The organism is Micromonospora sp. NPDC000442 (assembly GCF_042898635.1).
In the GTDB taxonomy this organism is placed as follows: domain Bacteria; phylum Actinomycetota; class Actinomycetes; order Mycobacteriales; family Micromonosporaceae; genus Micromonospora.
In genome coordinates this window covers 1-22,514 of record NZ_JBIAYZ010000023.1, presented here as the reverse complement: position 1 = coordinate 22,514, position 22,514 = coordinate 1, and the positions used below count along the sequence as shown (strand labels likewise).

Sequence of the window (22,514 nt, the reverse complement as noted above, 5' to 3'; positions counted from 1 at the left end):
GTGGGGCTCACGGCCGAGGAGGTCACCGCCCGACCTCCGGTCCGGCACCGGTCCGTCAGACGGACCGGTGCCGGACGACCGCTTCGATCAGCTCGCCGTGCAGGTGGGTGTGGGTGTGCTGGGCGTGCCGGTGGTGGAGCCGAGGAAACCGAACGTGGTGCTGGCGCCCGCGGCGAGGTTGCCGTTGTAGCTGACGTTGCGGGCGGTCACCGCCGATCCCTGGCTGGTGACGGTCGCGTTCCATGCCTGGGTGACCGTCTGCCCGGCCGGGTACGTCCAGGTCACGGTCCAGCCACGGATCGCCGAACCGCCCGCGGTGACCCGCACCTCGCCCTGGAAGCCGCCGGACCACTGGTTGGTCACCGTGTAGGTCGCGGTGCAGCCGCCTCCGCCGGGCGGCGGGGTGGTCGGCGGCGGCGGCGCGGTGGTGGTGGGCGGTGGAGTGGTGGGCGGCGGGGTGGTGGGCGGTGGAGTGGTGGGCGGCGGGGTGGTGGAACCGCCCCAGCCGGCCGTCGAGTCCAACCAGGCCGCGCGGCGCAACATCCAGTCCCGCATGAACTGGACCTGCCCCTGCCAGGTCGGCGCGGTCGGCGTGATGAAAGGCCCGACGTTTCGGTTGCTCAGGTTCGGCCAGCGCTGGAAGTTGCGCTGCGCGGCGGCGGTCAGCGGGGCGCTGAGGCTGTCGATGCGGGACTGCAACGACGCATCGGAGAGCGGGCCGCGGCGTAGCGTCTGCCAGCGCAGCCGCACCTCGTTGACGAACGCCGGATCGCGCATCAACTGCGTGTACCAGTCATTGGCCACCGGTTGGCGGACCTGCTGATACTGCCAGCCGGAGGTCTGGTCGTTCTGGAAGTAGCCGCCCACCCCGAAGCTCAGGTCGTAGTCCCAGAGCGGCCCGGCGAAGATCTTGGTGTCGCGGTCCTTGTAGAAGTACGCGCTGCGGATGTACGAGTCCATCTCCCGGCTCAGTTCGTTGACGATGAGCTGGTCGATGAAGGAGCCGACGTCGATGTACGCCCGGTAGCCGCTGACCGGATCGGCGAAGTTCGGTGCCCGTAGCACGTTGTGGAACTCCTGGATGTGGTTGCGCAGCCAGTCGCGTTGCTCGGGTTGCAGCGGCGACGGATCGGCGACCTCAAGGTAGTTCCAGCAGCTCGCTGCCGGCCCGGTGCAGGGCAGGGTCGGCTCCTCGGCGGCCATCCACTCGAACTTCCAGATGTAGCCGCCGGTGATCTTCGGCAGGGTCCGGTCGTCCTCACGGAGCTGTTTGAGGTCGAGACGGTTCTTGGAGTTTTTGATCGTCTCGACGAGCATGTAGACGCCCATGTAGTCGTCGGCACCGACCGGGGCGGCGTCGGTGTTCAGGTAGAACTCCGCGAAGGCGTACCGGGGCGCCGGCAGGCCCATCTGCCGTCCGAGGTCGTAGACGAACGCCTCACGGATGAGGGCCTTGTCGCTGAACGGCCCGCGCAGTACCCAGTCGGAGTCGGCCGGCATGCCGAGCACCGGGTAGTCGGCGTCGTCGTCCTCGTTGTCCCAGAATTCGAGCCGGAACGGCGTCTTCTCGAACATCGCCGACGACTGCCCGCGCAGCCGGAACCCGGCTCGGGTGGCCACGGTGGGTGCGGCGGCCAGGGAGGTGCTGCCGCCGCCCGGTTCGAAGATCATCGTAGTGGCGTCGAAGTACTCCCGCTCGGGCCGGCCGGCACCGTAGGAGTCGATCAGTACGACCGGCAGGTCGTGCGCCGTGCTGGTGTTCTGCGCGACGTACATGGCGGTGCCGGGTGCGCCCGAAGCGGTCTGCCCGACGAACGCCTGGGCCCGCAGTTGCGTCGTACGCGTGAATCGCAGCGCCGATCCGGAGTAGAGCGGCGACTGCGCGTTCGGCAGGCGCCCGTCGGTGGTGTAGCGGATCTGGGCACCGCTCACGGTGGTGCTCAGCGACACCGAGACCGCCCCGGTGAAGGTGCCACTGGGTACGGAGAAGCCGATGTCGCCGACCAGGTCCTCGGCGGCCGCCGCAGCCGCGACGGCGTCTGCGGCGGCCCGGTCGACCGGGGCGGTGGAACTGGACGTGCCGGCGAGGGGCTCGGCACCGGCCGGTGCCGGCGACGGGACGAGGAACCCGGTGACCAGCACGGCGACGGCCGCGATCCCCGCGATGCGCAGGGGTGCCGCCGGGGTGCCGCCGCTGGGGTCGGTCAGACGCACGATGCCTCCTGAACGGGACGGTGGGTGGTGGCGGTCGGTGCCGTGCCCACCGACGGGGTGGTGCGGAAATGACGGCGCAGGGTCCGGCGCCAGGGCGAGTCCGGCAGGTCCGGACGCAGCGCCGCCAAACCTGTGGCGTACTTGGAGATGCGGGCAGGCCGCAGCCCCCGCTGCCAGAGCAGCCGATCGGCCGGCGATGCGGCGGCGCTGGTCTTGGTCTCGACCACGGCCAGTTCCGGCAGGTGCAGTGAGGTGTCGCCGGCCTGCCAAGCGAGCCCGGTGTCGATGGTGACCCGGCTGGCGGTCGCCGGCAGCAGCAGCGTCGCCCGCCGGTAGCTGGTGACCAGCACCGGGTCGAGGGCACTGCCGGCGGGTGGGCAGATCGCCTCCCGCGCCAGCGCTTCGTCGACGAAGTCCCGCCCGGGGCGTACGGTCGTACGGTCGCGCGGATCGTATGGCAACCGGTGTTTGGTGATGCTGTCGCGCGCTCCGCTGATCTTCACCTCGAGCCAGCACTGGGCCGAGTCGAGGTAGGTGCGGGTGCGCACCTTGAAGCGGCGTCGCCGCCGGTAGGCCGCGCAGTGATAACTGGCCAGCCTCGGGGTGTCGAAGTAGACCGACTCGTAGCGGAAGCTCCGGGCGCTGTCGATCTCCAGCACTCGTGCGTGCGGGGTGAGCTGGTCCAGCAGGTGCGGCAACTGGTCGAGGGGGACGACGTACTTGCGGTCCACCCTGGTCTGCAACGCGGCCCGGTCGATGAGCTCGGCCAGCCCGATGGTGTCCATGGCCGCCAGGGACGCGGTGATGGGTTGGTTGTTCATCGGTGGACTCCCGCCTGTGCCGGGGTGGCGGCGGCCCTGGCGGCGCGGCCCTTGACCGAGTACCGGACGTCGACCACGGTGGTCTCGTTCACCAGGTCGAGTCGCTGCACGGTGGCGACGTGCACGCGGGCGCCGAGCAGTTGCTCCAACTGGGCGATGAGGGTCACGTGGTCGGTCACGGCCGAGTCGAGCACCATGATCTGGTGCCGGTAGTGGCGGAGCAGCCGGGGATGGTCGCCCAGGAACATCACCACGAGGATGAGGCCCATCAGCCCGCCGCTGAGCCAGACCGAGGTGGTGCTCAACGCGCCGAGGATGCCCAGGGCCAGCGCTGAGAAGTAGTAGGCGACCTCGTGCTGGTCGAGCTCCGTCGACCGCAGGCGGATGATCGACAGTACGCCGAACAGCGCCAGCCCGAGCCCCAGCCCCGCGCCGACGTTGCTGGCGCTGAGCGCGCTGGCCACCGCGAGGACACCGACGTTGACGCCGAGGTAGGCGACGACGAGATCGCGGCGGCGGTGCCTCGGGAAGTAGAGCCCGAAGACGAGCAGCACCACCGCGCCGATGTCGATCGCGAACAGGATGAGCTGCGACATCTGGTGTCTTCCTCCTGGGTCGCTGTCGCGCCGGCCCCGTCCCATCTCGTCGGCACGAGCTGCGGCCAGGCGGACCGAACGCAACCGAAAGTCTCGGTAAACTTGCGGGAACTATTCCGAGAATAGTAGTAGAAAGCATCGAAGTAGGTCAATGGCAATGTAGTGCCAACCTGGACTTTTGGCGCGTGCCAGGCGCTGCCCCGGCTCTCCGACTCGGCCCGATTCGCTGGTCAGGGCGCAATCACGCGCGGGTGGACCGAGCGTGGACCGATGGTAAACCCAGGGTAAACAACCCCAAGCGGCTGCCGCTCGCCGGGAACGCGGCCAGCCGGAGCGGCGTGGTTGGGGACTGCCGGCGGGCCGAGGCCGCTCCGGCTGCCCCGAGGGTGGTCGCGGGTCGTGACGGGCGGGTCGACGGGCGGCGGGCGCCGATAATCACCGAAACTGTATTGACACGTTTCGTTTCCCGGCTCGAAACTTACCTTCGACTGGAAATCGATGTCCCTCGATCAATCTCGCTCTACTCGGCGTCTGCCCGGAAGGGGTCTGGAGTGACTGCGAAGCTCGGCCGCCCTCGGACCCGTTCGGTGGTCGTCGTACTGGCGGTGACGGCGCTCGCCCTCGCCGCAACGACACTGGCGGTGGCGGAGATGGGCGTTGCCCGGGCCGCCGCCGGGCTCGCGGTCGTCTCCTCGGTGGAGGACGACGGCGTCGACTGTCCGACGCCGAATCCGGGAACGCCGTCGGCCACCCCCAGGCTGCCCGACCCCTTCCGAAGGCTCGACGGGAGCCGGATCTCGGCCAAGTCGGACTGGCGCTGTCAGCGTGTGGAGACCAAGCAGCTCGCGCAGCGGTACGTCTACGGCGACAAGCCGGCGAAACCGCAGACCGTCAGCGGTACGGTCTCGAACACCAGCATCACGGTGAACGTGGCACACAACGGCCGTACCGCCAGTTTCTCCGCGAGCGTGCAACTGCCCAGCGGCGGCAGCGGACCGTTTCCGGCCGTCGTGGTGCTGGGCGGGTTCGGCGCGGACACCGCCACCATCCGGTCCGCCGGTGCCGCCGTGATCAGCTATGACCCGCTCGCGGTGGGGCGGGAGGGCACGCCCCGCAACAACAAACAGGGCGCCTTCTACAGCATCTACGGCTCATCCAGCAGCAGCGGACTGCTGGTCGCCTGGGCCTGGGGCGTCAGCCGGATCATCGACGTCATCGAGCAGTCGGGCGGCAACATCCTGCGTGCGGACGCGACCGGCGTGACGGGGTGCTCCCGCTACGGCAAGGGAGCCTTCGTGACGGGCGCGTTCGACCAGCGCATCGCCCTGACCATGCCCATCGAGTCGGGCAGCGCCGGTTCACCGATCTTCCGCGGTATCCCCGGCGAGTCCGGCGCCCAACCGCTGAGCAGCGCGTACGGCGAGCAGCCGTGGCTGGGCGACGCCTTCGGTTCGTACACCGGCAACCCCGCGAACCTGCCGATCGACACCCATCAGACGGTGGCCATGGTGGCTCCGCGTGGACTGCTCATCATGGACAACCCGCACATCGACTGGCTGGCCGCCCGGTCCTCCAGCGTCGCCGCGTTGGCCGGAGCGGAGGTCTACCGGGCACTCGGTGCGGGCGACAACATCAGCTACTGGTCCGACGTCCAGGACGGCACGCACTGCGCCTCCCGGTCGGAGTGGCGTGCCCCGTTGCAGCAGAGCATCCAGAAGTTCCTGCTCAACACCGGCAACTCGGCGGGCGTCTTCCGGATCTCCAGCCGCAAGGCCGGCAACCTGTCCGAGTGGCGGGACTGGCAGACGCCGACCCTCGCCGACGGCCCGACCACCCCGCCGACCACGCCTCCAACGACCCCGCCGACCACGCCGCCGACCACGCCTCCGACGACCCCGCCCACGACGCCACCCACCACGCCACCGGCGAGCGGCGCCTGCTCGGCGTCGGTGTCGGTCAATCAGTGGACCGGCGGCTTCGTCGCCACCGTACGGGTCACCGCCGGCTCCGCCGCGCTCAACGGCTGGGCGGTCACCATGACGCTGCCCTCCGGCGCCAGCGTCACCAACTCCTGGAACGCCCAGCGCAGCGGCTCCAGCGGAGCAGTCACCTTCAGTAATGTCAGCTACAACGGGTCCGTCGCCGCCGGGCAGTCGACCGAGTTCGGTTTCCAGGGCACCGGCACCGGCAGCGGGATGACTCCCACCTGCGCCGCCCGGTAGTTTCCGACGCCGCGAGCGGAGGTCTGGGCGTGGCGGCGAGCGCCGCCACGCCCCGTGGACACTCCGAAACTTCCGGTAGAACTTCCGGAAACCATTGACGTCTGTGAAATCTCGCTGCAATACTTCCGCCCAGTAAGGCCGATGCCGTCCCTTTGGCCGAGGTACGCACGGTCCACCCTTTCCGCACCTACACGTCCGGATTCATGCTGCCCAAATCGGGCCACCGGACCCGGAAGGAGCGTCATGGCCAACTCTTCCCGAGCACCCGGACGGTCGAGGCGACTGCGCGCCGCGCTCGTCGTCTCAGCCGCCGTCGGCCTGCTCGCCACCGCGGGTGCCCTGGTCCTGCCCGGCAGCGCCAGCGCCGCGAGCACCCTTGGCGCCTCCGCGGCTGAGCGCGGTCGTTACTTCGGCACCGCCGTGGCGGTGAGCCGGCTCAACGACTCGGCCTACACGACCATCCTGAACCGCGAGTTCAACCAGGTCACCGCCGAGAACGAAATGAAGATCGACGCGCTCCAGCCGAACCAGGGGCAGTTCAACTACGGCAACGCCGACCGGCTCGTCCAGCACGCCCGCAGCCAGGGCATGCTGGTTCGGGGACACACCCTGGCGTGGCACTCCCAGCAGCCCGGCTGGATGCAGAACATGTCGGGCACCACGCTGCGCAACGCCATGCTCAACCACGTGACCCAGGTCGCCACCCACTTCCGGGGCCAGATCGAGTGGTGGGACGTGGTCAACGAGGCGTTCCAGGACGGGTCGAGCGGCGCTCGCCGTGACTCGAACCTCCAGCGCACCGGCAACGACTGGATCGAGGCGGCCTTCCGCGCCGCACGGCAGGCCGACCCGAACGCCGACCTGTGCTACAACGACTACAACATCGACAACTGGAACGACGCCAAGACCCAGGCCGTCTACCGGATGGTCCAGGACTTCAAGAGCCGTGGCGTGCCGATCGACTGCGTCGGTCTGCAGTCGCACTTCACCGGCGGCTCGAACTACCCGAGCAACTACCGCACCACGCTGTCCAGCTTCGCCGCCCTCGGAGTCGACGTGCACATCACCGAGCTGGACATCCGCAACGCCCCGTCCGACGCGTACCGGAACGTGGTGAACGACTGCCTCGCCGTCGCCCGCTGCAAGGGCATCACCGTCTGGGGCATCCGCGACTCCGACTCGTGGCGCTCCAGCGAGAACCCGCTGCTGTTCAACGGCAGTGGCCAGAAGAAGCCGGCGTACGACGCCGTGCTCACCGCGCTGAACAACGGCACTCCGCCCACCGGCAACCCCACGACCCCGCCGCCCACCGGCAACCCGACCACGCCGCCGCCCGGTGGTGGATGCACCGCGACGGTGACGCCCGGCCAGGTCTGGGGCGACCGCTACAACACCTCTGTGACGGTCAGCGGGGCCAGCACCTGGTCGGTGGTCGTCGCCATCACCGCGCCGCAGAAGATCTCCGCCACCTGGAGCGGCAGCCCCACCTGGGACAGCAGTGGCAACGTGATGACGATGCGCTCCAACGGCAGCGGCAACACGTTCGGCTTCACCACGATGATGAACGGCAACTCCAGCGCCCGCCCGCAGATCACGTCCTGCACCGCAGGCTGACCTAGCCGAGGCACACCGGCCGTGCGGGCTTGTCCAGCACGGCCGGTGTTCGTTCGTCACGGCGGGCGTCGTCGCCGCCGTCGCGGTGCCCGCCCGGGTCGGCGGGAGAGGGTCAGCCGTAGCCGATCGATTCGGTGATCGCCGAGTAGGCCGGCTGGCTGATCCCGGTGGCGCTGGTCGCGATGACCCGTACCCGCAACCGACTTCCTGCGTCGGTCTCGGCGACCCGGTACGTCCTGCTGGTGGCGTCCGGAATCGACACGCAGACCGGTTGGGAGTGGTGGCAGCGTTGCCACTGGAAGGCGTACACCAGGTTTCGTTGGAACGGCCAGACCCCCGGCGTCGCGCTCCCCACTGATCCGTATGGGTCGATCGGGCTGTCGAGTCCGCTCAGTTGCGGCGGGATCGCGTTGAATGGCACCGGCGGCGACTGGTACGCGCCCGGATCACAGCCCCCGGCCAGCGAAGGGCGGCGGTTCTGGCCGTGCTGGTCGGTGCCGTCGCAGAGCGGGTCGCCAGCCGGGATGCTGCCGCGGATCGTGCTCGCCACGCCGAGAGCGTGGGTCGGGGTCGTGCCGGTGTCCGCCTCCGCCTCGGGGTGCAGGTCGATGTCGGCCGCTGCCACCTGCCGGCCACAACTGCCGTCGGCGCTGACGTTGTGATCGGCCGGGTCGATGACGGGCGAATGGGTGAATGCGCAGTCTCCGCCGGCGTTGCCGGTGAACAGCGACGCGGTGATGTCGTGGGACCGGTTCGGATCCCCGGAGGTCAGCAGAGCGGCCGGCCCCTGGTTGCCGGCGACCGTGGCGTGCCGCAGCCGCAGATCCCCGTGCGCGACGAGGATTCCGCTCGCGCTGGTACCGGCCGTGTTGCCGGTGATCGTGGAGTCCGTGATCCGCGTCGACGCGAAGACCGCGTAGACGCCGCCACCCGCGACGGCGGCGCGGTTGCCGCTGACCGTGGACTTCTCCAGGGTCAGCCCGTGCAACCGCGAGAAGATTCCGCCACCGCCGGAACGAGCGGTGTTGCCGCTGATGATGCTTCCGCTGACCCTGGTCGTGGCGTGGGCCGCGATCCCGCCGCCGAACTCGGCCGCGTTGTGCCACAACCGAACCTGCCGCACGGTCAGCGGTGCCGCGCTGGTGATCCCACCGCCGTCGAGGGCACCCTCGCCGACGCCGTTGACGATGCTCAGGTCGGCCACCTCGAGCGCGCCGCCGTCCCACGAGCCGACCACCGTGGCGCGCTTGTGTCCGTTGAGGACGGTGACGTCCATCCCGGCACCGATCAGGCTGACCGCGAGGCCGTCCGGGATGATGACGTTCTCGTCGTACCAGCCGGGCCCGATCCGGACCGTGCCGCCGGAGGCGACCCGGCCCACGGCATGGTTGATGGTGCGGCAGGGGACGGCTGGGGCGCCGCAGGCGGCAGAATCCGTGCCGGTGAGGGCGACGGCCACCTCGGTGAGCGGCTCGTCGGCGGACGCCGGTGCCGGCGCGGCGGTCAGCCCGGCGGCGACCGCCACGACGAGGGCAACCGTGATTCGTGTGACGGACAAGCCAGCCATGCTGGACCTTTCGACAGGGCCACCACCGAAGCCCGGGTGGCATCAGCGTACTGACGCGGCGGCCCGACGGGCTGACCACATGTCGACAGTGGACCCCGACCGGCCCTGCGGAGCGGAGCGGTTCGTTGACTGCCGTCCGGCTGCCGTCGTACCGTCGCAGCGTCAGCCATCGATGATGGGCATGGCGACCGAGCCGGCGTCGTGTCCGCCGGGCGACTTTCTCGGGCAGGGTCGCCGGGCGAGATGGGCCGCGATGGCCAGGATCGGCGCCGCCGGCGCGACCCGGGCCACGCACACGCCGCTGCCGGCTGCCGCCTCCGTACGCGATCACGAACCGCACGTCGATCCGTCGCTGTCGTGAACGCGAACAGTCCCGGCCGCTCATGTGGCGGCCAGGACTGAAGGAGGACCAATGGCGAAACGTACCCGCCTCGCCCTGCTCGCCGCCGCGGTGGCCAGCACGGTCGTCACCGCCGCCGTCGGGGTCGCGGTCGCGCACGCCGCGACCGTCGGTTGTGCTGTCCGGTACACGGTTTCCGCGCAGTGGCAGGGCGGCTTCAACGCCGACGTGACCATCACCAACCTCGGCGACCCGGTGTCGTCGTGGCGGCTGACCTGGGCCTACGCCTCGGGACAGCGGGTGACGCAGGCGTGGAACGCCACCGTGACCCAGGACCTCGCGCAGGTGACCGCGGCGAACGTGTCGTACAACGGGGCGATCGGCGTCGACGGCACCGTGAACTTCGGCTTCAACGGCTCGTGGAGCGGCAGCAACCCGGTGCCGACCGCGTTCGCGCTCAACGGGGTGACCTGCACCGGCTCCAGCAACCCCGGTCCGACCCCGACGCCGACCCGCACCACTCCGCCGCCGGTGCCCGACTATCCCCCCACCGGCCGGCTGTGTGACAGCGACGATCTGATCGACATTGGCAAGTACTGGATCCCCAACAACCAGTGGGGCGCCACCGGCGCCACCGGCAGCCAGTGCATCTGGTCCAACGGAGGCCCGGGTGACCCCATCTACTGGGGGACCAGCTACACCTGGAGCGGCGATGCCAGCAGCGTCAAGTCGTACGCGGCGGCGATCCTGGGTTGGCACTGGGGCTGGCGGCGGCCGAACACCGGGTTGCCGGTGCAGCTCTCCGCGAACCGTGACGTCAACACCAATTGGCGCTTCAACGTCACCTCCAATGGTGCCTCGAACATGAACGTCGCGTACGACATGTGGTTCCACCCGATGGCCAACCCGGGTTCGGCGGACCAGCCCACCGACGAGCTGATGATCTGGCTCTACCGTTCCAACGCGTCGCCGGCCGGCAGCCGCCAGGGCACGGTCACCATCGCGGGTACCACCTGGGAGGTCTGGCGTGGCTACGTGGGCACCTGGAACGTCTACTCCTACGTGCGGACCAGCAACACCACAAGCGCGACGCTCAACATCCGCGACTTCACCGACGACGTGGTGTCCCGGGGCTGGATGAGCCGCTCGAAGTACCTGACAAGCGTTCAGGCGGGACCGGAGATCTTCACCGGCAGCGGCGAGGTCAACACGACGTTGTACCAGGTCACCGTCGGCTGAGCCGGCAGCGAATTCGATCGAAGGACGTCATCGACCATTACCGTTACCACTCTTTAAGACTTGGCTGCCTCGAGGAACCAAGCATCTGACCTCGTCCGGCCGCAACGCCATGGCGGCCCCGTCCCGGTGGGGGCGGGGCCGCCTCGGCCGGCGGGCTCCTCATCGGCCGGGATCGGCGGTCACCGGCCCCACAGCCGCCAGGTCTGGTTGAGTGGGCTGCCCTGGCCCACCGGGTTGCAGGTCCACTGGTGAACGACGGCGCGGGGTGCGGTGGAGATGGTGCTGACGTCGACGCACTTGTTGCTGTGCCGAGCCACCAACTGGTAGTCGTGTGAATCGTTGCCCGAGTAGGTCACCTTGCGCAGGGTGAACTGCTGGTTGAGACCGCCGTGGCAGCCCCACTGGTGCACCGCCGCGCCGTCGGCGGTGGACACCCCGCTGACATCCAGGCATTTGCCGGTCTGCTGGTTGACCACGGTGTAGGTGTTCGCCACCCCGGAGACCGGCTGGAAGTTCCACAGCTGCTGGTCGCCGCCCGCACAGTGGAACTGCTGCTGCACGTTGCCCTCGGCGGTGTTGCGGTCGGTGTTGTCGAGACACTGCTGGGAGTGCTGCGCCACAGCCACCGACTGGAAGCCGCCGTCGGAGGGCGGCAGCAGGGTCAGGGTGTACGTGTCGGTCTGGTTGAAGTAGGGCACCGTCACGGTGGCGTTGTTGCCGCTCACGCTCACCACGCTGTTCGAGACGGTGATCGGGCCCTGCACCGCGCCGCCGCCGTTGTTGGGGGTCCGTTGTGTGAGCACCCGGACCTGGTTGTTCTGCACGATGCCGCTGGTGGCGTCGAGCCGTTGCAGGTTGACGGTCAGGTTGCCGGTGGTTCGACCTCCGCCGAGCAGCACCTTCGCCGAACCGGTCGTCTTCGTGGCGAAGGCGTCGTACGACGGGCTGGCCGAGACCGGAACGATCTGCCCGGTCTGCGAGCCGTAGAAGCGGTAGACCCACCACTCGCCCTTTGGCTGGTGCTGCCCGGCGGAGTTGCGCACCAGCAGGTTGCCGAGGTCGTTGTGCAGGTTGCCGCCGCCGGCCCAGTTCGCCCGGAGGCCGTCGGCGCGGGCCCGCTCCAGGCGGGCGATGTACCAGGCGCCGTCGGCGGGGTTCTGCTCGTCGGGGGCGGCGTACTCGTTGATCTGATACGGGCGGGGGTGCGGGATGCCGCGGGGGTCGAGGGTCGCGTTGGCGGCGGCGACGTTGGCCACCGGATCGCCGGGGAGGGCGTGCCAGCTCACGATGTCCGGCACCGTGCTGGTCGAGCGGACGAAGTCCAGGTACTGGTTCCAGAAGGCGTGGTTGGTCGAGGGTACGCAGGCGCAGCTCGGTCCGACGATGAGCTGGTTGGGGAACTCGGCCCGGATGCGTTGGTAGGTGCGGCGCCACAGCTCGAAGTACTGGGAGATCGGGCGGTTCCAGAACAGCGTGATGTTGGGCTCGTTCCAGATGTCCCACTGCACCGTCAGCCCGGCGGCGCGTACGTCGCTGATGACCCGGTTGAGGAAGTTGTCGTAGTCGGTCCAGTTGCCGTTGTCGCCGGGGAAACGGGAGATCGCGGCGCCGTCCGCGCCCCACAGGTCGTGCGGCAGGAGGATGAACTCGCCGCCGAGAGCGTTGGTCCGGCGAGCCTGGGCGAGGGTGGAGTTCCACCGGCGCTCGTAGTTTCCGCCGACCCAGCCGCTGCCGGGTAGCTGTGCGCCACCGGCACGCATGTACCGGAACTTCACGTCCCGATAGAAGTGGTCGGCCGGGCCGGAGGCGTTCTCGGTCATGCCGTAGATCCAGCCGGCCGCGCGGTACGTCGGTGCGCCGCCGGTGCCCGAGAAGTTCACGCTTATCGCCTCGTCTGCCGCCTGGGCCGGCGTGGATACCGCGACGACGGCGGTAGCCGCGAGGATACCGACCGCGAGTCGGGCGGTGAGGCGGCGGAGAGGTCCTGGTCTGCTCGTGCGGGGGAGTGGCACTGGGACTCCTTTGCGACGGGAGCACGTCCGAGGGGCGGAGGGCTGGAGGGCTGGAGGGCTGGAGGGCTGGAGCGAATCGATTCGCTGCGGAGCGTAGGATTTTACGGTGGTAAATGTCAACGCCGTGACGTCAGCGTGAAGCGGAAGTTTCTCCCCGTGGCTGGACCTCGTCTCACACGCTCTTGACCGGGTCGCTCGGCCGGGCCTATGGTCGGCCGAACCGGTTCGGCGAATCGGTTCGACAGTGGGTTGATGTTGCGCACCTTCCGCCACAGAAATCGAAGCGAGGCGTCAGATGACCCGATCCATCCCGCGCGGGCGTGCCGTCGGTGCCGCCCTGGTGGCAGTCGCCGTCGCCGCCACAGCCGTTGCCTGCTCCACTGGATCCCCGTCGAACGAGGCCGGCGGGACATACACCATCTGGGATCCGTACCCGCAGTTCACCGACGATTCCGACTGGGTCCGACTGCTCGAGGACTGCGGCACGTCGGTCGGCGTGACCGTCGAACGGACCGGCTACGACACCACCGACCTGACCAACAAGGCGTTGCTCGCCGCGCAGCAGGGCAACTCCGCGGATGTGCTGATCATCGACAACCCGGTGATCTCCACCCTGGCCGAGGCCGGTGCCCTGACCACGACCGACGAGACGAACCTCGACGTGTCGACGATGGAACCCAACCTGCTCGGCGCCGGGCAGAGCGGCGGCAAGACGTACGGCGTACCCATCGGCGCGAACACCCTCGCCCTTTACTACAACAGGGACCTGCTGACCGAGGCGGGCGTGGACGTCGCCACGGTGACAGACTGGCCCTCACTCGGCGCGGCGCTGGTCAAGGTCAAGGCCGCCGGCAAGAAGGGCATCACCTTCTCCGCGATCGGCACCGAGGAGGGCAGCTTCCAGTTCCTGCCCTGGTTCTGGGGCGCCGGTGCCCAGTTGACCGCGCTCGACGCGCCACCGGCGGTGGCGGCGTTGACCCTGTGGACCGACTGGCTGGCCGCCGGCCACGCGCCCAACTCCGTCATCAACAACACGCAGACCACCAGTTGGCAGGAGTTCGCCAGCGGCGACTACGCGTTCGGCGAGAACGGCACCTGGCAGCTGGCCAACGCGGCGAAGCTGGACTTCGAGTACGGCATCATTCCCATCCCGGCCCGAACCGGTGGCACCGCACCGGCACCTACCGGCGGCGAGTTCATCTCCATCCCGGTGCAGGGCGACACCGGGCGGTACGCCACCTCGCAGCAGCTGGTCACCTGCCTGACCAACGGCGACAACCTGCTCACCACGGACACCACCCTGTCCTACGTCGCCCCGGTCGCCGCGGTGCAGGAGCAACAGGTGGCGGCCAACGCCGAGCTGAAGGTCTGGGTCGAGGCGGTGAAGGCGGCGAAGGGGCGTACCGGCGACGACCTCGGGACCCGGTATCCGAGGATCTCCGAGTCGTTGTGGACGGCGGTGCAGTCCGCGCTCAGCGGCGCGCAGCCGCCGCAGGAGGCGCTGTCGGCCGCGCAGCGGGCCGCCGCGAGCGCAACGAGCTGAGCAAGGCCAGCGCCATGGGAATCGACGTCACCCGTACCCCGCCAACCGCGACGGTGGGCGAGACCGGTGGGGCGGCGACCAGGCCCCCACCGGCACACCGACGCCGTAGCCGCCCCGGCGGTTCCCAGTGGGCGGCGTGGGCCTTCCTCGCCCCGGTGGTCGGCTACCTGATCGCCTTCTACGCCTATCCGCTGTACCGCAACGTCGAGCTGAGTCTGCGCGAGTACACGGTCCGCTCCTTCGTCCAGGGCGGTGCGCCGTTCGCCGGGCTGGACAACTACCGTGCGGTGCTGTCCGCGCCGACGTTCCCGCCCGCGCTGCTCAACACGTTGGTCTTCACCGTCACGTCACTGGTCTTCCAGTTCGCCATCGGGCTGCTGCTGGCGCTCTTCTTCCATCGGCACTTTCCGCTCTCGCGTACGCTGCGCGCGCTGTTCCTCGTACCCTGGTTGCTGCCGTTGATCGTGTCGGCGTCCACCTGGTCCTGGCTGCTCAACAGCGAGGCCGGCGTGGTCAACGCGGCGCTCGCGCTGGTCGGCGTGGATGCGGTGAACTGGCTGACCTCGCCGCAGTGGTCGCTGGTGTCGGTGATCATCGCCAACATCTGGATCGGCATCCCGTTCAACCTGGTCGTGCTCTACAGCGGCCTGCAGGCGATCCCGCGCCAGCTCTACGAGGCGGCGGAGCTGGACGGAGCGGGCAGTTGGCAGCGCTTCCGGTGGATCACGTGGCCGTTGCTGCGCCCGGTCTCGGCGATCACGCTGCTGCTCGGGCTGGTCTACACGCTCAAGGTCTTCGACCTGATCTGGATCATGACCAGGGGCGGCCCGACCGATTCGTCGACCACCCTGGCCACCTGGTCGTACCGGCTCGGGTTCGGCAACCTGCTGCCCGAGTTCGGCTCCGGGGCGGCCGTCGGCAACCTGCTGATCCTGTTGGCGGTAGCCGCCGGCGGCTTCTACGTCGGCTTCGAGCGTCGGCGGCGGCTGTCATGAGCCGACCGACTCGTGGCTGGTGGCGAACCGGGCTCGGGGTGATGCTCACCGGGCTGATGCTCTTCCCGGTCTACTGGATGATCAACGTCTCCTTCACCCGGGACCAGGACATGCGCAAGAGCCCGCCGCACCTGTTCCCGATCGACGGCACCCTCGACGGCTACCGAGCCGTGCTCGGCCAGCAGTTGCCGTACGTCGGCACCAGTCTGGTCGTCGGGCTCGGCACCGTGCTGCTCACCCTGGCCCTGGCCGCGCCCGCCGGGTACGCGCTGGCCAAGCTCCGGCCGCCCGGCGGCGGGGCGATCCGGTTCGTCCTGCTGATCGCGCAGATGATCCCCGGCATCATCATGGCGATGGGCTTCTACGCCATCTATCTCAACCTCGGTGTGCTCAACACCGTGCCCGGGTTGATCCTGGCCGACTCGACGATCGCGGTGCCCTTCGCGGTGCTCATCTTCACCGCGTTCATGTCGGGGATACCGGACGACCTGATCCAGGCCGCGCTTGTCGACGGCGCGAACCGGCTACGCACGTTCTGGTCGGTGGTGCTGCCGGTCAGCCGCAACGCGATCGTCACCGTCTCGCTGTTCGCGTTCCTCTGGGCCTGGTCCGACTTCGTCTTCGCCTCCACCTTGGCCGGCGGTGGCGGCCATCGGCCGATCACGCTCGGCATCTACCAGTACATCGGCAACAACAACCAGCAGTGGAACGCAATCATGGCCACCGCCGTGGTGGCGTCCATCCCCACCACCCTGCTGCTGGTCCTGGCCCAACGCTACGTCGCCGCCGGGGTGACCGCTGGCGCCGTCAAGGACTGATCCGGCCGGCCCTTGGAGCAGTCGCACCAACCGCACCCCGAAAGGCAGTCGTCGATCATGACCGCCGTCCGTACCGGCCCGACCTTCTCCATCCAGGAGATTCCGTTCAGCTACCACGGGTCCTGGTTCAGCATCTCGCCGGTAGTGGCAGCGCACACGCAGGCACCAGAGCTGCATCTGGTCTCACACCAGACCGGGATGCATCCGGTGCTGCGGCTGACGCCCTCGGCCGACACCACGGTGACGGCCAGCGCCGCGCTGCTGACCTGGCGCAACCGCACCGGCCTCATCGAGCTGACCTACGACGGTCGGGACGCCGTGCGGTTGCGCGGTCGCGGAATCGGCCTGCGGATCGCCGCCGCCCAGGACACCCTCACCCCGTTCAGCGGCACCTACCTCTTCCACGACCCGGTCGACGACTCGTACGTCTTCACCTCGTACGAGACCGGCCGCCGCTACCGGGTCACATCCCTCTCCGGCCACCTGCGTGCCGTGGGTGCCGAGGCGCTCGGCACCGCCGAGCGGGCCGTGGAGCTGCCGGCCGAGCATCCGTGGGAGATCGCCGTCGAGGAGTACGAGTCGGCCCGCCGCCGTTACCCGGGCGACCGGCACTTCGACCAGCTCGTCGGGTCGGTGGCGGCCGAGTTCGCCAGCTTCGTCGACCGGTTGGCACCTTGGCGCAGTTCCGAGACTCCCGCCGCCGAGTTGGCCACGTACGTGCTGTGGTCGGCGACGGTCGCGCCGGCCGGCTTCCTCACCCGACCGGCGGTACTGATGTCCAAGCACTGGATGAACAAGGTGTGGAGCTGGGACCACTGCTTCAACGCCCTGGCCCTCGCCGAGGCGGACGCCGACCTGGCCTGGCACCAGTTCCACATACCGTTCGACCATCAGGACCCGACGGGTGCGTTGCCGGACTCGGTCGCCCACTCGGAGGTGCTGCACAACTACGTCAAGCCGCCCGTGCATGGCTGGGCGCTGCGGCAGCTGCGGCAGCGGCTGTCCCGGCCGCTGCCGCGCGACGAACTGTCCGACATATACCACCGGCTCACCCGCTGGACGACCTTCTGGCTTGACCACCGCCGGGTACCCGGACACCAGTTGCCGCACTACCAGCACGGCAACGACAGTGGATGGGACAACGCGACCACCTTCGACGGTGCCCGGACCATCGAGGCCCCGGACCTCGCCGCCCTGCTGCTGTTGCAGCTGTACCAGCTCGCGGACCTGGCCGCGGAGCTTCAGTTGCCCGAGGAGGTGGCACAGTGGAGCCGCACCGCGCGCCACGTCCGAGGTGAGCTGCTGAGCGAGCTCTGGGACGGTCAGCGGTTCGTCGCCCGCAGCGCCCGGACCGGTCAGCCCAGGTCGAGCGCCAGCCTGCTCGACCTGATGCCCATCGTGCTCGGTACCGACCTGCCCGCCGAGGTGAGCGCCGGGCTCGCTGGTGGTCTCAAACGTCACCTGACCGCACACGGCCTCGCCACCGAACCTGTCGACTCGCCGCACTACGTGGCCGACGGCTACTGGCGTGGGCCGATCTGGGCACCGGCCACCGTACTGATCGAGGACGGCCTGCGCCGGGCCGGACACGTCGGGCTCGCCGACGAGATCAGCCACCGGTTCCGTGCCCTGTGCGAGAAGTCCGGCTTCGCGGAGAACTTCGACGCCGAGACCGGCGCGGGCCTGCGCGACCGCGCCTACACCTGGACCGCCAGCAGCTACCTTCTCCTCGCCGCTGCCCACGAGCGCCGTCGCCCCCACCACCCACCCAGTTGATCAACGCCGTGGTCGGCGGGCGGGGGTGGTCGGGGCCGGTGGTCAGGTGGGTGGGGTCGGGCCGGCGCTGGCTCTCAGTGAGATGGGGGGCTGGTAGAGGTGGTGGCGGGGGGCGGCGGTGGGGGCGGCGATCCGTTCCAGCAGCAGCGCCACGGCTTCGGCGCCCATCTCCAGGGTGGGCACGTCCGCCGCCGTCAGCGGCGGGCGGAAATCCTCGGCCCAATGCGCGGCGGCGACCCCGACGACGGAGAAGTCGCGGGGCACCAGCCGGCCCGCCGCCTCCAGCGCCCGCTGTACGCCGGGCAGGGCAGCCTCGTTGATCGTGGCAACGGCGGTGACCTCCGGACGGGTGGTCAACAGCCGGGTCATGGCGGCCTCGCCAGCGGGTGCGTCGTCACCGCAGCACAGGTCGACGCCGGTCAGTCTGCGTTCGGCCACCGCCCGGGAGAACCCGGCCAGAGCGCGGTGCCCGGGACCGTAACCGGCGGCGACCAACTCGGCCGAGCGATTCACCAGGGCGACGTGCCGATGCCCCAGGTCGGCCAGATGGTGCACACATCGCGCGATCAGTCCCTCGTAGTCGACGTCGACCCAGCTGGTGCCGGTCGGTTCGGCCGTGCGGCCGATGGTGACGAAGGGCAGTTGACTCTGCCGCAGCCGGGTCACCCGGTCGTCCTCCAGCCGGATCTCCATGAGGATCACCCCGTCCACCCGGCGTCCGGTCACGATCCGCTCGAACGACCGGTCGTGGTCGCCGCCGGACGGGGAGAGCAGCACGTCCAGGTCGGCGCGGGCGGCGGCTTCGACCACGCTGGCGACGAAGCCGAGCTGCATGTCGGTCAGGCGCTGGCTGGCCGGGGGAATGACCAGGCCGAGCGTACGGGTGCGGCCCTCCTTTAACGCCCGGGCGTTCGCGTTGGGACGGTAGTCCAGCTCGTCGATGACGGCCTGGATCCGCTGCCGGGTCGGCTCCGACACCGCCCGCCTGCCACTCAACACGTACGACACGGTGCTGCGGGACACCCCGGCGCGGCGGGCGATCTCCCCGATGTTCATCCCGCTCCTCGCTGTCGAACCGATTCACCTCAGGTTATGAGGGTCGTCGGGCACGGTCAATGCAGGTCGCCGTGCCGCCGACATCACGCGATCAGCATGCTCCGGGCCTGGGCGAGGCCACCGACCAGTTCCCGCAGCGCCGCGACGATAGCCGCTTCGAGTTCCGGGCTCAGGCGACTGACGGGCACCGAGACGCTCACCGCGTCGACCGCCGGGTTCGCCAACGGTACGGCCATGGCGAAGCAGCGGATGCCCTCGGCGTTCTCCTCCCGGTCGACCGCGTGCCCGGTGTTCCGCACCGTCGCCAGGGCGGCGTGCAGGGCCTCGCGGTCGGTGACCGTGTGCGGCGTGAGGCGGGCCAGCGGCCAGGTCAGCATCTGGTCGACATCGGTGTCCGGATGCCCGGCCAGCAGAGCCTTGCCCAGCGCGGTGGCGTGCGCCGGCAGCCGGCGGCCGATCGCGCTGTAGAGCCGCAGTCGGTGCACCGACTCCCGTTTCGCGAGGTAGACGACCTGGTCGCCGTCGAGTCGACCGAGGTGCACGGCTTCACCGAAGCGACGGGACAACTCGTCGAGCACGCCGGACAGCAGGCCCACCCGGTCGTCCCCGTCCAGGTAGGCGGCGCCGACCCGCAGCGCGCGGAGGCCGAGTCGGAACCGGGTGCCGCTCTCGTCGGTCTGTACCCAGCCGCGGCTGACCAGCGTGCGCAGCAGGCCGTGCAGGCTGCTCTTCGGGATGGCGAGGGCGCGGGCCAGGTCGCCCAGCGCCCAGGTCTGTGGCTGATCGGCGAGCAGTTCGAGCAGGTCGAGGGTGCGTCCAGCCGACTTCACGGGCTGGAAGTCATCGGGCGCGGTGGACACAAGGCCAGACTAGCGAAGGGCGTACGCCTCCAGTAGGGTCACGTACGTGACCAACGTTCATGGTTCTGAACGCTTGCCTGTCGGGCGGGTGCTGCCGGTGGTGGTGCTCGACGACGCGCGGCACGCCGACCCGCTCGGTGACGCCCTGGTCAAGGGTGGTCTGACCGCGGTCGAGGTGACCCTGCGTACCGCCGCGGGGCTGGACGCCATCGCGGCGCTCGCCGCCCGCGGCGACCTGACCGTCGGCGCCGGCACGGTGCTCACCGTCGAACAGGCCGAGCGGGCGATCGGAGCCGGTGCCCGGTTCGTGGTGACCCCCGGCTTCGCGCCGGCCGTGGTCCGCGCCTGCCAACAGGCCGGCGTGCCGGTGGTGCCCGGAGCCGCCACCGCCACCGAGATCCAGATGGCCCTCGACGCCGGCCTGAACGTGGTCAAGTTCTTCCCCGCCCAACAGCTCGGTGGCGCGGCGATGATCAAGGCTCTCGCGGCACCGTTCCGCGACGTCCGGTTCATCCCCACCGGCGGGATCACCGCCGCGGTGATCGCCGACTACCTGGCCCTTCCGGCGGTCCTGGCGGTCGGAGCGAGCTGGATGGTCGCGGCCGACCTGGTCGCCGCCGAGCAGTGGGACGAGATCACCGCCCGCACGCGGGAGGCACTGGCCGCCGCCGGAGGTGCGGTGTGAGCGCGGTGAACCCCCGGCCGAAGGCCGACTGCCGGTACGACCTGGTCTCGCTCGGCGAGGTCATGCTGCGGCTCGACCCCGGCGAGGGTCGGGTCCGCACCGCCCGTCAGTTCCGGGTCTGGGAGGGCGGCGGCGAATACAACGTCGCCCGGGGCCTGCGCCGCTGCTTCGGCCTGCGCACAGCGGTCGTCACCGCGTTCGCCCGCAACGAGGTGGGCCTGCTGCTGGAGGACCTGATCCTCCAGGGCGGCGTCGACACCGGCCTCATCACCTGGCTGCCGTACGACGGCATCGGCCGCACTGTCCGCAACGGTCTGAACTTCACCGAGCGCGGCTTCGGGGTACGCGGCGCGGTCGGCACCTCCGACCGGGGCCACTCCGCCGCCAGCCAGCTAAAGCCGGACGACGTCGACTGGGACCATCTCTTCGGCACGCTCGGGGTGCGGTGGCTGCACACCGGCGGCATCTACGCCGCCCTGTCGGAGACGGCCGCGCAGACCGCCGAGGCGGCGATGACCGCCGCCCGCCGGCACGGCACACTCGTCTCGTACGACCTGAACTACCGGCCCAGCCTCTGGAAGGCCGTCGGCGGCCCGGACCGCGCGCGGGAGGTGAACACCCGACTCGCCGGCCTGGTGGACGTGATGATCGGCAATGAGGAGGACTTCACCGCCTGCCTGGGCTTCCCGGTGCCGGACACCGACATCCACAGTGGTGCGCTGGACGCCGGCAACTTCAAGGCGATGATCGAGGCGGTGGTGCGGGCGTACCCTAACTTCAAGGTGGTGGCGACCACCCTGCGCGGGGTACGCAGCGCGACCGTGAACGACTGGGGTGCCGTGGCCTGGGCCGGCGGTGCGTTCGCCGAGGCCACCCACCGACCCGGCCTGGAGATTCTGGACCGGGTCGGCGGCGGCGACAGCTTCGCCTCCGGGCTGATCTACGGCCTGCTCGAACGCGACGGCGACCTGACGCTCGCGGTGGAGTATGGCGCCGCGCACGGTGCGCTGGCGATGACCACGCCGGGCGACACGTCGATGGCCAGTCTGGCCGAGGTGGAGGCGTTGGTGCGCGGGGCCGGCGCCCGGGTGCAACGCTGACCCTGTCGGATAAGAGCGACATCCACGTTCGATTGGCGTCAGTGCGGAAATTGACATACGTCTTGTCATTCGTGATGCCCGATTGAACGATGAATTGCATGAGCGACAAATCATTCTCGCTGGACACCTACGTCGAGAAGTCCCTCGACGGCCAGACTGTCGGAGTGCGACTCCGGCTCAACGCGATCGTCACCCAGCTCGACGAGTTCAAGGATCACACCTTCGTCAGCGTCGACGTCAAAGGCACAAACGTCGCGGCGGCCCGGGACGGCAAAATGAAGCACGACAAGAAGGACAAGCGCGGGTACTTCCTGGAGGGGGTCGACCTCACCCTGCGCCTCGATTCGTCGGAGTACTACGTCGGCACCGACTCCCCGCCGACCACCATGAACGCCTCCACCATCACCTCATCCTCGCAGTTCACCCTGAACCTGAGCGCCGGCACGTTCGGCGACACCCCGACGACGAACGCGGGCGGGAGCCTCACGATCGGCAGTTCCGTCAGCGAGAGCCTGCAGGCATGGCGGGTCGAGAACCTCTCGGACGACACCGTGATCCAACACCAGTACCGCATGGCGACCACCGAGGACGGAGCGCGCTACAACCAGCCGAAGGATCTCGTCGACCTCAGCGGCGGCGGTCAGGTGGCGGGGGCGCCGTTGCACCCGGTGCCGCACATCTCGATCGTCAACCTTCCGCTGGTGACCACCGGGATCTTCGTCAGCCGCGGCAAGCAGTCGAACGACGTACGCCTCCTCGCCGACGTCACGGCCCACCTGGCGTCGGTGGAGAAGACCTTCGAGGTCTTCGCGGTGAAGGTGAAGACGCACACCGAACGCCTCAGTTGGTCCTTCACCTGCCCGGTCGCGATCTCCACCATCGACTGACCGACCTCCAGAAAGGAGTGCCGGTCATGCCGGACGAATTCATCATGGGCGTACCCGAGGAACTTCGCTTCGACGTCATCGAGCTGCTGCCCCCGGAGGCGCTCGCCAGCCTTGCGAGAGAGCCCTATTCCAAGGAGCTTCTCCAGGAGTACTTCCAGAAGGCCGACGT

The 22,514-nt window shown here is 69.5% G+C and carries 17 protein-coding genes; 10 read left to right on the top strand and 7 right to left on the bottom strand.

The features are described 5' to 3' along the window. Positions 1-87 precede the first annotated feature (87 nt). Genes ACFY2A_RS26510 through ACFY2A_RS26500 form a run of 3 tightly spaced genes read right to left on the bottom strand, consistent with a single transcriptional unit; the run spans position 88 to position 3,631 of the window. A complete protein-coding gene (locus ACFY2A_RS26510) occupies positions 88-2,214 on the bottom strand; it encodes a CotH kinase family protein (protein WP_387175494.1) in 2,127 nt (708 codons plus the stop codon). Beyond that, positions 2,205-3,035, bottom strand: a complete 831-nt coding sequence (locus ACFY2A_RS26505; protein WP_363924706.1) for a polyphosphate polymerase domain-containing protein — start codon at positions 3,033-3,035, stop codon at positions 2,205-2,207. Before ACFY2A_RS26505 ends, ACFY2A_RS26510 begins: the two co-directional genes overlap by 10 nt. Next, positions 3,032-3,631, bottom strand: a complete 600-nt coding sequence (locus ACFY2A_RS26500; protein WP_363924705.1) for a DUF4956 domain-containing protein — start codon at positions 3,629-3,631, stop codon at positions 3,032-3,034. The genes ACFY2A_RS26505 and ACFY2A_RS26500 overlap by 4 nt, the downstream gene beginning before the upstream one ends. 551 nt (positions 3,632-4,182) lie before the next feature. Between ACFY2A_RS26500 and ACFY2A_RS26495 the strand changes: the two genes are divergently transcribed. After that, entirely contained in the window at positions 4,183-5,853 is a 1,671-nt protein-coding gene (locus ACFY2A_RS26495; RefSeq protein ID WP_387175491.1) for a cellulose binding domain-containing protein, read from the top strand. 243 nt (positions 5,854-6,096) lie between these two features. Next, entirely contained in the window at positions 6,097-7,467 is a 1,371-nt protein-coding gene (locus tag ACFY2A_RS26490) for an endo-1,4-beta-xylanase (RefSeq protein ID WP_363924703.1), read from the top strand. Positions 7,468-7,579: 112 nt separating this feature from the next. Here the strand turns inward: ACFY2A_RS26490 and ACFY2A_RS26485 are convergent, their stop codons facing one another. After that, a complete protein-coding gene (locus tag ACFY2A_RS26485; RefSeq protein ID WP_387175489.1) occupies positions 7,580-9,025 on the bottom strand; it encodes a hypothetical protein in 1,446 nt (481 codons plus the stop codon). Positions 9,026-9,446: 421 nt separating this feature from the next. Here ACFY2A_RS26485 and ACFY2A_RS26480 point away from each other — a divergent pair, with 421 nt between their 5' ends. Further along, entirely contained in the window at positions 9,447-10,613 is a 1,167-nt protein-coding gene (locus ACFY2A_RS26480) for a cellulose binding domain-containing protein (protein WP_387175488.1), read from the top strand. Positions 10,614-10,792: 179 nt separating this feature from the next. On the opposite strand, the gene ACFY2A_RS26475 is transcribed toward ACFY2A_RS26480, so the two are convergent. Next, positions 10,793-12,625, bottom strand: a complete 1,833-nt coding sequence (locus ACFY2A_RS26475; RefSeq protein ID WP_387175486.1) for an RICIN domain-containing protein — start codon at positions 12,623-12,625, stop codon at positions 10,793-10,795. Positions 12,626-12,920: 295 nt separating this feature from the next. Here ACFY2A_RS26475 and ACFY2A_RS26470 point away from each other — a divergent pair, with 295 nt between their 5' ends. Genes ACFY2A_RS26470 through ACFY2A_RS26455 form a run of 4 tightly spaced genes read left to right on the top strand, consistent with a single transcriptional unit; the run spans position 12,921 to position 17,757 of the window. After that, positions 12,921-14,168 (top strand): extracellular solute-binding protein, encoded by a 1,248-nt coding sequence (locus tag ACFY2A_RS26470; protein WP_387175484.1) that lies wholly within the window; start codon positions 12,921-12,923, stop codon positions 14,166-14,168. Positions 14,169-14,182: 14 nt separating this feature from the next. Then, positions 14,183-15,163: a carbohydrate ABC transporter permease gene (locus ACFY2A_RS26465; RefSeq protein WP_387175482.1), complete on the top strand. Its 981-nt coding sequence runs from the start codon at positions 14,183-14,185 to the stop codon at positions 15,161-15,163. After that, a complete protein-coding gene (locus tag ACFY2A_RS26460; protein WP_387175480.1) occupies positions 15,160-15,981 on the top strand; it encodes a carbohydrate ABC transporter permease in 822 nt (273 codons plus the stop codon). The genes ACFY2A_RS26465 and ACFY2A_RS26460 overlap by 4 nt, the downstream gene beginning before the upstream one ends. A 57-nt stretch (positions 15,982-16,038) precedes the next feature. Beyond that, on the top strand, positions 16,039-17,757 hold the full coding sequence (locus ACFY2A_RS26455) for an amylo-alpha-1,6-glucosidase (RefSeq protein WP_387175478.1): 1,719 nt from the start codon (positions 16,039-16,041) through the stop codon (positions 17,755-17,757). 42 nt (positions 17,758-17,799) lie between these two features. Here the strand turns inward: ACFY2A_RS26455 and ACFY2A_RS26450 are convergent, their stop codons facing one another. Both ACFY2A_RS26450 and ACFY2A_RS26445 read right to left on the bottom strand, forming a co-directional pair. Further along, positions 17,800-18,813, bottom strand: coding sequence for a LacI family DNA-binding transcriptional regulator (locus tag ACFY2A_RS26450; RefSeq protein ID WP_387175477.1), 1,014 nt, complete (start codon positions 18,811-18,813; stop codon positions 17,800-17,802). Between the two features lie 83 nt (positions 18,814-18,896). After that, positions 18,897-19,673, bottom strand: a complete 777-nt coding sequence (locus ACFY2A_RS26445) for an IclR family transcriptional regulator (protein ID WP_387175475.1) — start codon at positions 19,671-19,673, stop codon at positions 18,897-18,899. Between the two features lie 46 nt (positions 19,674-19,719). Between ACFY2A_RS26445 and eda the strand changes: the two genes are divergently transcribed. The 3 genes from eda (at position 19,720) to ACFY2A_RS26430 (ending at position 22,345) form a co-directional block, all read left to right on the top strand. Next, complete coding sequence (gene eda, locus ACFY2A_RS26440; RefSeq protein WP_387175473.1) at positions 19,720-20,358, top strand: bifunctional 4-hydroxy-2-oxoglutarate aldolase/2-dehydro-3-deoxy-phosphogluconate aldolase; 639 nt, start codon at positions 19,720-19,722, stop codon at positions 20,356-20,358. Further along, on the top strand, positions 20,355-21,458 hold the full coding sequence (locus ACFY2A_RS26435; RefSeq protein ID WP_387175471.1) for a sugar kinase: 1,104 nt from the start codon (positions 20,355-20,357) through the stop codon (positions 21,456-21,458). The genes eda and ACFY2A_RS26435 overlap by 4 nt, the downstream gene beginning before the upstream one ends. A 98-nt stretch (positions 21,459-21,556) precedes the next feature. Beyond that, complete coding sequence (locus ACFY2A_RS26430) at positions 21,557-22,345, top strand: hypothetical protein (protein ID WP_387175469.1); 789 nt, start codon at positions 21,557-21,559, stop codon at positions 22,343-22,345. Positions 22,346-22,514: the final 169 nt, after the last annotated feature.